This is a genomic window from Cellulophaga fucicola (assembly GCF_900119145.1).
Classification (GTDB): Bacteria; Bacteroidota; Bacteroidia; order Flavobacteriales; family Flavobacteriaceae; genus Cellulophaga; species Cellulophaga fucicola.
Genome location: NZ_FPIY01000001.1, coordinates 1,115,865 through 1,131,129, shown reverse-complemented (window position 1 = coordinate 1,131,129; position 15,265 = coordinate 1,115,865). Strand labels below are relative to the sequence as shown.

General features: G+C 31.9%; 8 protein-coding genes. 7 read left to right on the top strand and 1 reads right to left on the bottom strand.

From position 1 onward, the window contains the following. Positions 1-168: 168 nt before the first annotated feature. The 3 genes from BT107_RS05000 to BT107_RS04990 all read left to right on the top strand — a co-directional run bounded on the left by BT107_RS05000 (position 169) and on the right by BT107_RS04990 (position 6,733). Positions 169-3,240: a SusC/RagA family TonB-linked outer membrane protein gene (locus BT107_RS05000; protein WP_072302643.1), complete on the top strand. Its 3,072-nt coding sequence runs from the start codon at positions 169-171 to the stop codon at positions 3,238-3,240. A 21-nt stretch (positions 3,241-3,261) separates the two neighbouring features. Then, a complete protein-coding gene (locus BT107_RS04995) occupies positions 3,262-4,848 on the top strand; it encodes a RagB/SusD family nutrient uptake outer membrane protein (protein WP_072302642.1) in 1,587 nt (528 codons plus the stop codon). A 79-nt stretch (positions 4,849-4,927) separates the two neighbouring features. Then, complete coding sequence (locus BT107_RS04990; protein WP_244543097.1) at positions 4,928-6,733, top strand: alkaline phosphatase; 1,806 nt, start codon at positions 4,928-4,930, stop codon at positions 6,731-6,733. Between the two features lie 55 nt (positions 6,734-6,788). Here the strand turns inward: BT107_RS04990 and BT107_RS04985 are convergent, their stop codons facing one another. Further along, positions 6,789-7,397 (bottom strand): RNA polymerase sigma factor, encoded by a 609-nt coding sequence (locus BT107_RS04985; RefSeq protein ID WP_072302641.1) that lies wholly within the window; start codon positions 7,395-7,397, stop codon positions 6,789-6,791. A gap of 110 nt (positions 7,398-7,507) precedes the next feature. On the opposite strand from BT107_RS04985, the gene BT107_RS04980 reads away from it, so the two are divergent. The 4 genes from BT107_RS04980 to BT107_RS04965 all read left to right on the top strand — a co-directional run bounded on the left by BT107_RS04980 (position 7,508) and on the right by BT107_RS04965 (position 15,265). Next, the gene (locus BT107_RS04980; protein ID WP_072302640.1) at positions 7,508-8,686 is read left to right on the top strand and encodes a FecR family protein; all 1,179 of its coding nucleotides are present in this window, start codon (positions 7,508-7,510) and stop codon (positions 8,684-8,686) included. Positions 8,687-8,844: 158 nt separating this feature from the next. Continuing rightward, a complete protein-coding gene (locus BT107_RS04975) occupies positions 8,845-12,399 on the top strand; it encodes a SusC/RagA family TonB-linked outer membrane protein (RefSeq protein WP_244543096.1) in 3,555 nt (1,184 codons plus the stop codon). A 12-nt stretch (positions 12,400-12,411) separates the two neighbouring features. Next, positions 12,412-13,938, top strand: a complete 1,527-nt coding sequence (locus BT107_RS04970) for a RagB/SusD family nutrient uptake outer membrane protein (protein WP_072302638.1) — start codon at positions 12,412-12,414, stop codon at positions 13,936-13,938. Between the two features lie 139 nt (positions 13,939-14,077). Next, positions 14,078-15,265, top strand: coding sequence for a TlpA disulfide reductase family protein (locus BT107_RS04965; RefSeq protein ID WP_072302637.1), 1,188 nt, complete (start codon positions 14,078-14,080; stop codon positions 15,263-15,265).

Here is a 15,265-nt window from a genome sequence, read left to right as displayed (position 1 = left end):
TGCTTAGGATTACCTGTGTGTTAGCTAAATGTTACTGTAATAAAAGTCCTCTTTTTTGATGCTTACAAAGGCTTTTTTGTACTAAAAGTCCGCCTCACTGAAACAATTTTACCCCCTCTAGAAAGTGTCTTACTATACATTTGAAAAAAACAAAAACTATATATTAAAATGAAAAAATTATACTTTTTCCTAACACTCAGTTTAGGGTGTTTATCTACCATGTTAGCGCAGGTTACAGTAAAAGGAACAGTAGTGTCTAACGCAGACGGAATGCCAATTTCTGGAGCTGCAATTACTATTAAAGGTAAAACTACAACAGGTACTGCAACAGATTTTGATGGTAACTTTTTATTAGAGTTAAAAGAAGAAAATGGAGTGTTAGTAATATCTTCATTAGGTTTTGCAAGCAAAGAAATTGCTTACTCTGGTAACCAAACAGTATCTATAGGATTAGATGAGGCTACTAATTCTTTAGACGAAGTAGTATTAATTGGTTACGGTTCTACTAAAAAAGGAGATTTAACCTCTGCAATTGGTTCAGCAACAAATGTGGGGACAATTACAAGTAGACCTGTTACAAACTACAAAGAGTTTTTACAAGGTAATATAGCGGGTGTTACAGTATTAAGTTCTGGTGGCGACCCAACAAGTACTGCTAGTATTAAAATTAGAGGTATTGGTACATTAAACTCAGAAGCACCATTAGTAGTTGTAGATGGTTTACCATATAGCGGACCAGAGATTAACCCAAATGATATTGCCTCTATATCTGTATTAAAAGATGCAGCATCTGCAGCAATTTATGGTGCACAAGCGGCATCTGGTGTAATTGTTATAGAAACTAAAAAAGGTAAAGTTGGTAAGCCAAGGTTAAGTGTTAACTATTATACAGGTATAAAAACAGCTGCTAATTTACCAACACCATTAACGGCACAACAACAGTCAGAAGTATATAATTTAGCAGCAGATAATGCAGGTACGCCAAGACAGTCTGCCCACGATGCAGCACAAAATCCTTACGGACAAGAAAACCGTACCAATTGGATAGATGCTATTTTTAGAGATGCAGTTGTAAATAACTTAAATGTAGATTTAAGTGGGGCAGGAGATAAGTATAACTATTATACATCTTTTGCTTTTAGAGACAGAGAAGGTGTTTTAGAGGGCACAAGTTCTCAGAACTATAGTTTAAGGTTAAAGTCGGACTTTAATATCACCGATAAAATTACAGTAGGCGAGAATATTTATTTCTCTAGAGATGAGGCGTACGGTACAAACACAGATAACCCATATTCTGGTACAATTATAAATGCTATTTATATGCCTTCTGCATCACCAACTCGTTATGAGGATGGTAGTTTTGCGGGTGTAGTTCCAGAGAGTTTGTCTCAGTTTGCTGGTGCTTATGGAGATGTTTACAACCCATTATCATTATTATTAAGACCAACTAAAGAATCTCCAAGTACATTTATAAATGCAAACGTTTATTTTAAGTATGATTTGTTAGATGGTTTATCATTTAAATCTAGCTACTCTTATTCTTACAGAGATAGTAAAAGAAAAGAGTTTTATCCACGTGTTCCAGAGTTAGGACGTAGCAATAGTCAGAATACATTATTGCAAGAAAATAGCACACAAAATAAATGGATATGGGACAATCAACTTACCTACAACAAAACCTTTGGCGATCATAGTTTAAATGCTACGGCAATTTACTCAGCACAAAACACAAAAGGAGATTTTATTTCTTTACGTGGTACAGGATTTTCATCAGAAGAATCTTTCAATCAGTATTTACAAAATGCAGAGTTATTAAATAAACCAAGTAACAATCCTTTTGAGGAAGCTTTAACGTCTGCAATTGGTAGGGTAATGTATAATTACAAAAGCAAATATTATATTTCTGGTAGTATACGTACAGATGAGTCTTCTAGGTTAGCAGAAGAAAACCAAACGGATACTTTTACATCGGTTTCTGCAGGATGGAGAATATCTAATGAATCTTTCTTTAATGTAGATGCAATAAACGATTTAAAATTTAGAGCATCTTGGGGAGAAATAGGAAATATACAGTCTATTAGAGGTTATTATCCTTTTGATGTGCCAGTAGCTAGTGGTAACGTAGTTATGGGAGAAAATGGTGCTTATTTTGATACTGTTGGTAGTTATGTACAAAGAAATGCAAACAGAAACTTAAAATGGGAAACATCAGAATCTTTAGATATTGGTTTAGATGCAGCCTTATTTAATAACAGTTTAAGTTTAACTGTAGATTATTTTGAGAAAACTACAAAAGGTATGATTATTCCTGGTTTAGCAGATGTAAATCAAGGTATAGATCCTGCAGATGTAAATGGCGGACAGGTTAAAAATACAGGTCTAGAAGTTTCTGCAACGTATACAAATACAAATGGCGAATTAAATTATAGTATTAATGCCAATGCAACGTCTATTAAAAACGAATTAGAGAACTTAGACGGTTATGCATCTATAGGGCAAGATGTATTTTACCATAGTGATAATGTTAGAAGTGTATTAGTACCTTACCAAACAAAAGTTGGTGGCGCATTATACACCCCATATTTAATTCCGCAATTAGGAATTTTTAATACACAGGCAGAAATAGATGCACATAGTAAAGATGGCAACTTAATTCAGCCTAATGCACAACCAGGAGATTTTAAATTTCAAGATACCAATAACGACGGTAAAATAGGATCAGAAGATCGTGTGTATTTCGATTCTTATCAACCAAAAATAACCTATAATTTAGGAGCAAACTTAGATTATAAAGGGTTCGATTTAGGTATAATTTTACAAGGTGTAGGTGGTGTAAAAGCCTTTAACGGTTATAAGTTTACAACATATAACGCAGCCTTGTCTGGTTACAACTTAGATAACAGAGTATTAGATGCTTGGTCGCCAACAAACACAAATGCATCTATACCAATTATTTCTACAAAAGATGATAATAAAAACTTTGGTACAGCATCTAGCTGGTATTTAGAAGATGCTTCTTATGTACGTATTAAAAATATATCTCTAGGTTATACTTTTAGCAATAAAGTTATGGATAAGTTGTCGCAAGGATCATCATTAAGAATGTATGTGTCAGGAGAAAACTTGGTAACATTTACAAACTACTCTGGTTTAGACCCAGAAGTTGGTGGTAAAGGTTTAGATATTGCTAAATATCCAGTAGCTAAGACATTTACATTAGGGTTATTGTTGTCATTATAATCACACAAAACAAAGAATACAATGAAAAATACATATAAAAAATTAGGATTAATTGCATTGGGTGTTTTAGGCTTAAACCTAACCTCTTGCTCAGACGATTTTACAAACCTAGAACCGCTAGGAAAAGTATCTAATGAAAGTTTCTGGAAAACAGATTCGGATGCTGTACAAGCAGCAAACGGTTTATACCAATTAATGGGAGACCAAGAAATGTTTGGTAGAGGTTTTTTCTGGTACATTAATGCATCCGATGATATGATAACTGGTCGTATTAAAGCAACGGCAGACGTTATTAAAGATTTTAATATAGATGGTAGTGAGGGTAGTTACACCTCTACTTGTTATGCTAAATGTTATAATATTATTAGACGTGCTAATGATATTTTATTAAATGTTCCAGAAATGGAAATATCAGAAAGCACAAAAAACCGTGTCTTAGGGGAAGCTTATTTTATGCGTGCCTTTAGCTATTTCTGGGTTGCACATACTTATGGTGATGATGTAAATGGAGGTGTGCCAATTATTACAGTAGATAATATGTTTAATGAAGGAGGTACGTACTCTAGACCAGAATCTGTAGTAGAAAATTACAAGCAAATTGAAGAAGATCTTAAAAAAGCGGCAGACCTATTGCCATTATTTACAGATTATAGCGGTGCAGATTATGGTCGTCCTCATAAAGATGCAGCATTAGCTTATTTAGCTAAAACTAATTTGTACTGGTCTAATTATGATGCTTCTAGAAATGCAGAGGTAGTTAAGTATGCAGATGCAGTAACAACTTCTGGTTCTGGTAGAGCATTAATAGATACAGATAATCCAGAGGTAGATTACAGAGAATTACACAGTAATTTAAATAACTGGACAAGCGAGTACATTTGGTCTGTAAACTCTGGTGTAGACCGTGGTAGTATTTTAACAGGTGTAATGTTAGAGAACAAAGGTTGGGGTAAATACAACGGCTGGGGTTACTATACACCATCTGAAGGTTTATATAATGAGTATGAAGCAGGAGACGTACGTAGAGGTGTTACTATCTTAAATTTTGGTGACGACTTTAAATATTTTGGAGAAGATAGAAGGTATCAGTCTGAAAATTCTATATCTGGATTTCAGTTTAATAAATATATGTACGAATTTCAGTTTGAAGACCCAATAGGACAATATTTAAATACAAACGGAGATAACCCAACTACAGTTTACAATGTACCATTAATGCGTTACGCAGAGGTGTTATTAATGAAAGCAGAAGCATTAATTGCCGATGGTAAAAACGGAGATGCACCATTAAATATGGTTAGAGATAGAGCTGGTTTAGCACCAATAACTAATGCAACTATGGATGATCTTAAGCACGAGCGTAGAGTGGAATTAGCAGGTGAATTTGCAAACAGACATTTTGATTTGGTACGTTGGGGAGATGCAGCAACAACTTATGCAGAACCTATTTATGGTCGTATACATACAGACAGGTCTAATCCAGATTCTCCTTATACGTCAGAAATAGTATGGCCTGCAAGAAATTTTGATGCGTCTTATATGAACGTATGGCCAATACCAAATACAGTAATAGAATCTTCTGGTATACCACAAAATAAAGGTTGGTAAAAATAAGAATTTAAATTAGTTTTTTTTAACACAAAAAGGGTGCTGTGGTAAAGCAGCACCTTTTTTATAATACAATTATATGTTCGCATTTAAAAAAAAATGTATCATACTTGCCGTTGGCTTTTTTTCAATGATTTCTTTTGCTCAAAAAGAGAATCAAATTCTTATTCATTCTCATAATGATTATTTGCAGAATGTACCTTTTTGGAATGCTTTTTCTAGCGGAGCTAATATTTTAGAAGCAGACGTTTGGTTAAAAAAGGGTGCTTTATACGTTGCACATACAGAGAATGAAATTATAGAGAATAATACATTACAAAATTTATATATAGATCCTTTACAGCAGGTAGTTAAAAATAAGTTGATGGGTACATCTCCTTTAATTTTAATGATAGATATTAAGTCTGATGCAGAGAAAACCTTAAAAAAAGTGATTTCTGTTTTAGCCAAATATCCACAGCTTACTACAGATAAAAATATACAATTTATAATATCTGGAAATAGACCTAAGCAAAATACATATAGTAATTATCCTGATTTTATTTCTTTTGATCATCAAGAACTTAGTAATACACTAGACTCTAAAGATTGGGAGAAGGTAGCAATGGTTAGTACTAGTTTTAAAAAATATTCTGAATGGAATGGTAAAGGCAGGTTAACACATACAGATTATGATAAGGTTACAGCTGCTATTAAAAAAGCAAAAGAACTTAATAAACCTTTCCGTTTTTGGGCAACACCAGATTCTAAAACTGCGTGGAAAACCTTTATAGATCTTGGTGTAGATGTTATTAATACAGATATGCCATACAAATGTGTTAGTTATGTAAAAACATTAAAAAACCGTACTACAACAGCTTTAATTACATCTAATGTTTACAAACCTACTTATGCTTTAGATGGTAGTAAAAAGCCAATTAAAAATGTAATTTTAATGATTGGAGACGGTATGGGGTTATCTCAAATTTCGGCTGCCGTTTTAGCCAATAACGGCAGCTTAACCCTTACACAACTTAAATCTGTTGGACTAATAAAAACGCAATCTGCAGACGATTTAATTACAGATTCTGCAGCAGCTGGTACAGCTATTGCTACAGGACAAAAAACAAATAATAGAGCAATTGGTACAGCTATAGATGGCAGACCGCTACCAACTTTAGTAGATATACTAGCTAAGGCTAATTTTTCAACCGGAATTATAACAACAGATCAAATAACAGGAGCTACTCCGTCTTCCTTTTACGCCAAACAAAAAGACAGGGGTGAAACAGAAAAAATAGCAAGAGATTTACTGAATACAGATTTAGATTTTTTTGCTGCAGGTGGGGCAGACTTATATAAAGAACTACCCTTGAATAAAAAGTTTACGTTGGTGAATAATATTTCGGAAATCAATAAAAATAAAGCAGATAAATTAGGTGTTTTTTTAGCTGATGGAGGTGTAAAATCTATAAAAAGCGGTAGAGGTAATTTACTAGCCCAAACAACAAAAGAAGCAATCAGTTTTTTAGAAAATAAAAACAAACCTTTCTTTTTAATGGTAGAGGCTGCACAGATAGATTCTTTTGGTCATTATAACGATACAGAAGGTGTTGTTGCAGAAACAATAGATTTTGATAGAGCCATAGCAGAAGCAATACAGTTTGCAGATAAAAATAAAGAAACCTTGGTTATTATTACAGCAGATCACGAAACAGGAGGTTTAAGTGTTTCTGGAGGTAATATGGTAGCACATAAAATAGAAGGAGGTTTTGTAACACACGACCATACAGCAGCTATGGTGCCCATATTTGCATATGGACCATATTCTGCTAATTTTTCTGGTGTCTATGAAAATACAGAAGTATTTTCTAAAATCTTAGAAGTTTTAGAAATAGAAAAATAGTTTTTTAGTAATTCGTTTTTTAGTTAATTGGGTGTAGCAGTTTTGTTACACCCTTTTAGCTTTTAAAGAGAAGTACTTTTTTTAATTTTAGAACAGATAAATACAAAAAGACGTTGCTATCTGTTTTATTGATCTTAGTTCTTAATATATAAAAGGCTTTTGTAATTTGTGCTTCAACCGTTTTAATAGAAATTTCTAAATATTCAGCAATCTCTATATTGGTTAAACCTTCTTGTTTGCTTAATAAAAATACTTTTTTACACTTTGGAGGTAAATTTTGTATTTCTTGTTTTACTTTTTTTATAAGAATATCAAAAGAAGAGACATCTGTTTCTTCAACTAAGGTATGAAATGCGTCTAAATATTTTTTCTCTAACGGAAAAACACTTTTTTGCTTACGGTAGTGATCTATAAATTCGTTATAAACAGATTTGTATAAAAAGCTTTGTAAAGAAAAATCAGCTTTTAACTTATCTCTCTTTCGCCAAACTCTCATAAAAACATTTTGGACAATATCTTCTGCCTCGCTCCGGTCGTGGGCAAGGTTATAGGCATAAACACAAAGTTTTTGATGATAGTTGTTAACTAATTTATTGTATGCCGAAGCATCACCAGACTTTAATGCATTTATAAAATTAATGTCGCTATTTAATGGGGGACTCATATAAAAAGACAATAATTGGTTAAATATGTTGCCAATATATAAAAAAGTTTAATAAAATGTTAGGGTTATGTAAAATGCTTACGTATTAAGATATATATGTTAGAAATATAATGAAGAAAAAAGTTTCAAAACTAGATAAATTAATAGCTAAGTATCTTACAAGGGAGTCGTCTAAAAAAGAATTAGAAGGTTTAGATAAGTTACTAAACCAAGATTTAGACAACCAAAAGGTTCTAGAAGATTTTATAAAAGTAAATGTTGCAGCAGATATTGCATTACAAAAATTTGACTCTACAAAAACAAAACAAGTATTGTTAAAAGCAATTGCAGATCATAAAAGAGAGGTAAGAACAGCAAAAGTTATTAAGCTAGTAAAGTATGCGGCGGCGGCTATGTTTGCAGGAGTATTAATTACAGCATTGTTTTTTAAATCTTCTTTATTAAACAAAACAACTGTTGCACCTACTGTTGTAGCTAATAAAATAGAGGCTGGTTCTACTAAAGCAACACTTTCTTTAGAAGACGGATCTTTAATAGTTTTAGAAAACGGTAAAAAAGTAAATTTAGGTACTGCAACAAGTAATGGAGAAGAACTTACTTACGTATCTAGTGAAGGTAAAAAAGATAAATTAATTTATAACTCATTAACAATACCAAGAGGCGGGGAGTTTGCCTTGCAATTAGCAGATGGCACAAAGGTTTGGTTAAACTCTGAGTCTAAGTTAAAATATCCTGTTCATTTTATAGAAGGTGAACCTAGATCTGTAGAATTAGTATATGGAGAAGCTTATTTTGATGTTTCTTCTAGTGAAAATCATAATGGAGATGGTTTTAATGTAATAACAAACCAACAAAACATTGCTGTTTTAGGAACTGAATTTAACATTAAAGCTTATAAAGATGAATCTTTTATTTATTCTACTCTGGTAGAGGGACATATTGTTTTAGAAAACGGAGCTTATAATGCAGACATGCTGCCAGGACAACAAGCTGTAATAGCCAATGGTATTGCTCAAAAAGTAGAAGTTTATAATGTTAATGTAGAAAATGAAATTGCTTGGAGACAGGGTCATTTTAACTTTAAAAATAAGTCTTTAAAAGAAATAATGAAAGTACTATCTAGATGGTATGATGTAGATGTAGTTTTTGAAAACAAAAAGCTAGAGAATATTAATTTTAAAGGAGTACTGGGAAAAACACAGGATATAGAAACAATTTTACAAATTATTAAAAACACAAGTAATATAAATGCCTATGAAATAAAAAATAGAATTATTTACATAAAATAAAGGGAACAAAGTTTATGCCGTCCAAAGAATAACACTTTATCCCCCGTTTTTATTTGAATCTCGATTAATTAATAACTAACCAAAAAACACTCAAATTTATGAAAATTAAATTAAAAAATGTTTTCTTCCATTCCGGAAGGAAACTACTATTGAAAATTATGAAAGCTTTTATCCTTTTATGGTGTACCACTATTTTTAGTTTCACAACTACAGATGTGCTTTCGCAGAATGCTAAAATTAATATTAAAGCAGATGCTGTTGTTAGTGTAGATATGGTTTTTGATATTATAATGGAACAAACCGACTATAAGTTTATTTATAGTGAAGGTTTTTTTGATGCTTATCCAAAAGTGGCGCTACATAAAGGAATCATAAAGGCTAATGCATTATTAGATAAAACACTAGAAAATAGTGATGTGTCTTATGAGTTTTTACCAAACAAAACAATTGTAATAGTAAAAAAACCTGGCAATTCATCTATTAATCAGCAATTACAAATAACTGGTAAGGTGTTAGATGAAAATACGTCACCATTATTAGGTGTAACAATACTAGTAGAGGGTACAACAAATGGTGTTACTACAGATTTTGATGGTAATTACTTAATTAAAGCCAAAGCAGGTGATGTATTAAGTTTTTCTTACGTGGGTTATCTTACTCAAAAAATAAAGGTTAAGGAAAATGAAAGTGTAATTAATGTAGTTTTAAAAGAAAACGTAAATGTTTTAGATGAGGTTACAGTAATTTCTACAGGTTATCAGCAAATCTCAGAAGAGAGATCTACTGGTGCTTTTGAGACAATTAAAAAAAGTCAATTAGAGAAGCCGGCATCTAGTATATCAGAAAGATTAGTTGGTATGGTTGCGGGTTTACAAAGTACAATTAATTCAGATGGTAGTATAGATTTTCAAATAAGAGGTCAGTCTAGTTTATTTGCAGACCAACAACCTTTAATTGTTTTAGATGGCTTTCCTATAGAAGATGGTTTTGAAACTATTAACCCTAACGACGTAGAAAGCATTACTGTTTTAAAAGATGCAGCAGCAGCATCTATTTGGGGAGCAAAATCTGCAAATGGTGTAATTGTTGTAACAACAAAAAAAGCGAAACAGGGTAAAACAACAATATCTGCTAATACATTTATTAAAACATCTAGCAAGTTAGACTTAGACTATATTATTGCATCTGCTCCGGCAAGTGATATTATTGCTTATGAAAAACGTTCTTTTGATTCGGATTTCTTTGGTAGTATTATTGGCGGACCTCAAGGAGGAACAGTTTTTAATTTACAGGCATATTCATTGCCTTTAACAGCAATGAACGAAGCTCGTTTAGGGAGAATTACTAATGAAGAAAGAGATGCTCAATTAGCTGCTTTATCTGGTTTAAATAATAGAGACCAAATAGAAAATTATTTGCTTAATGCACCAATAACAAAGCAGTATAACATAAGTGTAGCAGGAGGTAGTGAGACTATGAAAAACAACTTGTCATTATTGTTTGAGGATAGCAGCACTTTTTTTCAAGGAGATGAGCAAAATAAATACCTTATAAACTATACTAGTAAAATAAAAGTAAATGATAGGTTAGATTTTGATTTTGCGGGTATGTTTCAGTACAGAGATGTAAGAAATAACTCTGGTACGCAAAATATATATGGAGAAGGAGATATGCTTAGTACAATAAGATCTTTAGCTCCTTGGGATATGTTGGTTAATGAAGATGGTGGTTATAATGATTTATCATACCTAAAATATTACCAACCAAATTTTGATATGTTTGTGCCTACAGAAGCTTTTCCATATTCAGATTGGTCTTACAACCCAATTACAGAAGTAGAAAACAGAGATTTTTCTACAAAAAGTTTAAATACCCGTATACAGGCAGGTTTAAATTTTAAAATTATAGATGGCCTTTCTGTATCTTCTAAAATACAATATGAAATTTTTAAGACTAACGTAGATAATTACTATAATGAAAAAACGTTTGATGTTCGTCAGTTTGTAAATGAAACATCTGGTTGGAATTACGATTATAATACCGTTCCAACACAGAATGTGCCTACAGGAGGTGTTTTAAAAAAATCTGAAACAACAGTAAATTCATATAACTTTAGAAATCAGTTAAACTTTAATAAAACATTTGCAGACAAGCATACTATAAGTTTTATAGCAGGTACAGAGCTGTCTAACAGAGTAACAACTAGTACAATACACCCAGATTCTTTTGGTTATAATGATGAAACTTTAGCATCATCAGAACTATTAAATCCTGTAGAAACTGCAAGTATGTGGAATGGTTATCCATTACGTTATGCTAGTTTCTTTTATCCGTTTAATATAACACCAACAACTACATACCAAGAGTATACAAACAGGTTCTTTTCTTTGTTTGGTAACTTAGGGTATACTTTTAATAACAAGTACACTGTAACAGGTAGTTACAGAACAGATGCATCAAACCTAATAACAGATGACCCTTCATTTAGGTACAACCCTTTTTGGTCTGTAGGTGGTAGTTGGAAAGCGCATAAAGAAGACTTTTTAACTGGTGCTACTTGGTTAAACAGGTTAAACCTTAGAGCAACATACGGTTTTAATGGTAATGTAGATAGGTCTACTTCTTTTAAACCATTAATTAATGTAAACCCATCTTTAAATGTGTTTACACAAGAAAATACGGCAACTATTTCTAGTTTTGGAAACCCAACACTTAGATGGGAAAAAACAAAAACATTAAACTTTGGAGTAGATTTTTCATTATTTAGAAGTAAACTTTTTGGATCTGTTGATGTTTACAATAAGCAAAGTTTTGATTTAATTGTGAATCAATCTATAGCATCTGTTAATGGTACAACTAACCAAAAGTTTAATAATGGAGAAATGCTTAATAAGGGTATAGAGGTTACTTTAGGTACAACATTACCAATAAAAAATAATGATATTGTTTGGTCTGGTTCTGTAAATTTTGCACACAATAAAAATGAAATAAATAGTTTTTTTAAAACCAATTACCAATCTTATGAATTATATGGTGGTCCTACAACATCTTATGTAGAAGGTTATGATGCAAATACTTTATGGTCTTTTCAGTACGCAGGTTTAACCAATGTGGGGTCAGAAGCTAACCCAGTGCTAAAACCATCTGTTATTGGAGAAAACGGAGAAGCTGTTACAGTAATTAATTTTGCTCAAGGAGACTCTAGAGAGTTTATGAAAGCACAAGGTACACTTGTGGCTCCTACAACTGTAGGTATGAGAAACTCTTTTAAAATTTATGATTTTGATTTTTCATTTATTGTAACAGGTAAATTTGGTCATGTGTTTAAAAGACAAAGCTTTAATTACCCAAGTGTTATAAGAGGTAATTCTCAAATAAATGAAAAATATAGTGAGGTTGTTAATGGAGACCCAAACAGCATTATCCCTATTCCTGAGGAAGAAGGTAGATACTATTTTTATGAACGTTATTATCCTTATATGGATTATTTAACGGAAGATGCATCACATATAAGATTTCAAGAAATAAGTTTATCATACTCTTTACCTTCAAAAGTTACTCAAAAAATGGGTGTTAATAGTATGCGTTTTTATGCACAAGCAAACAACGTAGGTACTATTTTGTTTAATGATTTTGGAGAAGATCCTGAATATCCTAAAGGAGGTTTACGCTTGCAGAGCTCATTAACTTTTGGATTAAATTTTAACTTTTAAATTAAGGAAACTATGAAAATTTATAAATATATATTAGGCATTGTATTAGTAGGTGCTTCTGTTAGTTGTAATGATTTTTTAGAGGAAAGCCCTTCAAAATCAACATCTGTAGTGCCAGAAACTATAGACCATTTAGAGAGTTTGTTAAATGACTATAGCACTTTTGCAGCAGAAGGTGCATCTGAATTGATTTTTGGAACAGATGATTTTGCACTAACCACAGATTTGTTTGATGGTATACCGGCTTCTATATCAACAACAAATGTACATTATGCCACTTGGGATACAGAATATTTACCCACTACAACTAGACCATATTGGACACAAGAGTGGAAAAAAATATTTATAGCAAATTTAATTTTGCAAAATGTATCAGATGTTTCTGGATCTGAAACTCAAAAACAACAATTAAAGGCCGAAGCTCATTTTATAAGAGCGTATAGTTATTTTCAAATGGCAAATATTTACTGTTTGCCATACACTAATGGCAATAAAGCAGAGTTAGGCTTACCTTTAAAACAAACAACTAGTTTTGAAGAAAATATAGAAAGGGCTACTTTAGAAGAAACTTATGCTCAAATAGAAACAGACTTACAAATAGCTTTAGAGTTAAATATGGATTTAGAGGTTATTAATGGTCAAAACAGAACTTGGAGAGCAAGTACAGTAGCCGTTTTAGGTTTTGCAGCTAGGTATTATTTAGCATTAAATGATTACACTAAAGCACAATCTTATGCAGAAGACGCATTAGACTTGCATAACTTTTTAAGAGATTATAATACAGATATGAGCTTTTCTACAAGACCAAATCCTGTAACTATTTTTAACCCAGATCCTGAGGTAGTAAATATAGATTATCCTTATACGCATGACTTGCAAACTATTCCTACAGATAAGTTAGAGTGGGGAGAATCTTACTACTACAGATTTTTAAGTAATTATTCATGGAACTATTACCCATCAACAGATCTTTTAGGTATTTATGATCAAGATTATGACTTACGTTACAAATATCATATTGTAGAAGATTATACGTATGATAGAGGAGCAGTAAACCCTGCATTTAGTTATCCTGGTTATATTTTCTTTTTTAAGTCAGATATTTTAAGTGGCCCGTCTGTACCAGAAATGTTATTAATAAAAGCAGAATGCCAAGTAAGACAAGGATCTTGGGCAGATGGTATACAAACTGCAAATATTTTAAGAGGATATAGAATAGATGCAAGTGCGCCTGCCAATGTTAGAGATTTATTTGCAACATCACAAGAAGATGCTTTAACTAAAGTATTAGAAGAACGCAGAAGAGAAATGCCTTTTGTGCATAGGTGGTATGATATTAGAAGATTAAATAATAACGAAGTAGCTACTGATGATGTTACTTTAAGTAGAACTTTTTACCCATATACCGGTGGTACAGTTTTATCATCAGAAACACCTATTAATTTTACATTAGATAAAAATTCTAGAAAATTTGCTCGCCCAATTCCAGAGACAGATATTATAGCCTCTGGCGGTGTTTTAAAACAAAATCAATATTAAAAATAGGTAAAGGGAGTAACCTTTTTGGTTGCTTCCTTTTTATTTTATGCTAAAGACTACTTGTATGTACAAAACATAATAGGTATAGGGTTCTTATTCAATAACTTTTCGTCATTTAAAACATTTTTATTCTAACATTATGTCTAAACTATTCAAAAATATCACATTCTTACTTGCTATTGTATTAGTATCATTTTCTAATGATATTAATGCGCAAGACGTTAAAAATACATTTACTTTAAAAGGAGAAATTAAAGGGTTAGTAGGTAATTTATATTTCAGGCATCCAGATAAAGAGTATACTAGAACTACACCATCAGACTCAATAATTGTTGTAGATGGTAAATTTAATTTTTCTAGCACTATTTCAGAATTGTCTCAAATTAGAGTTTACCCAGGATTTAATGGTCCAGATGATAAACTTTTTAAGAAACCAAAAGGTGGCCGTGGAATGTTTCCTGTAAAATGTGCATACTTAACATTTTATGCTTCTCCAGGAGCAAATGTTACTGTAACAGGTGAAGCAACAGATTTTATGGATGCTTACCCAAGCGGAGATAAATTTAATAACAGTTTAGCAGCAGTAAACAAGTTAATGTACCCAATGTATAACCAAATGGGAAACTTAGCTGTAAAAAATACGTATGAGACAGATTCTGTGAAAATAAAGGCAAACGATAAACAAGCAGAAACAATTTTTAAAAAATCTATAGAAGCCTTAAAAAAACATATAAAAAGCAATCCTAATTCTATAGCTTCTGCTTGGTATTTAAACGATTTAATGTTACGTACACAAGTAACTAATGAGGAGGCAGAGGAGTTATTTAATTCTTTATCTACAGATTTAGCAGAATACCCAGATTATAAAAATGTTGCCGAGCGTATAAAAGGTATTAAAGCTACTGTAGATGGTTCTCCTGTACCATCAATAAAAACTACAGCAACATTATCTGGTAAAGAGTTTAATATAAGTTCTTTACAAGGTAAGTATGTGCTAATAGATTTTTGGGGAATATGGTGTGGGCCTTGCGTAGCAGAAATGCCACAAGTAAAAGAATTTCAAGAAAAATATAAAGATAATTTGGTTGTAGTAGGAATAAACTCTGGAGATACTAAAGAGAAAATTAAAGCATTTACAGCTAAAAACGAATATGAGTGGTTACAGCTTTTAAGTGATAAAGCAAATACACCAGACAATTTTGTAAACAGATTTAATGTACAAGGTTTTCCAACCAAATTTATTCTTGATAGAAGAGGAAAAATTGTTAAAAGATTTGTTGGAGGTGGAGAAGAAGCTTTTGAAATGTTAGAAGAATTATTAAAATAA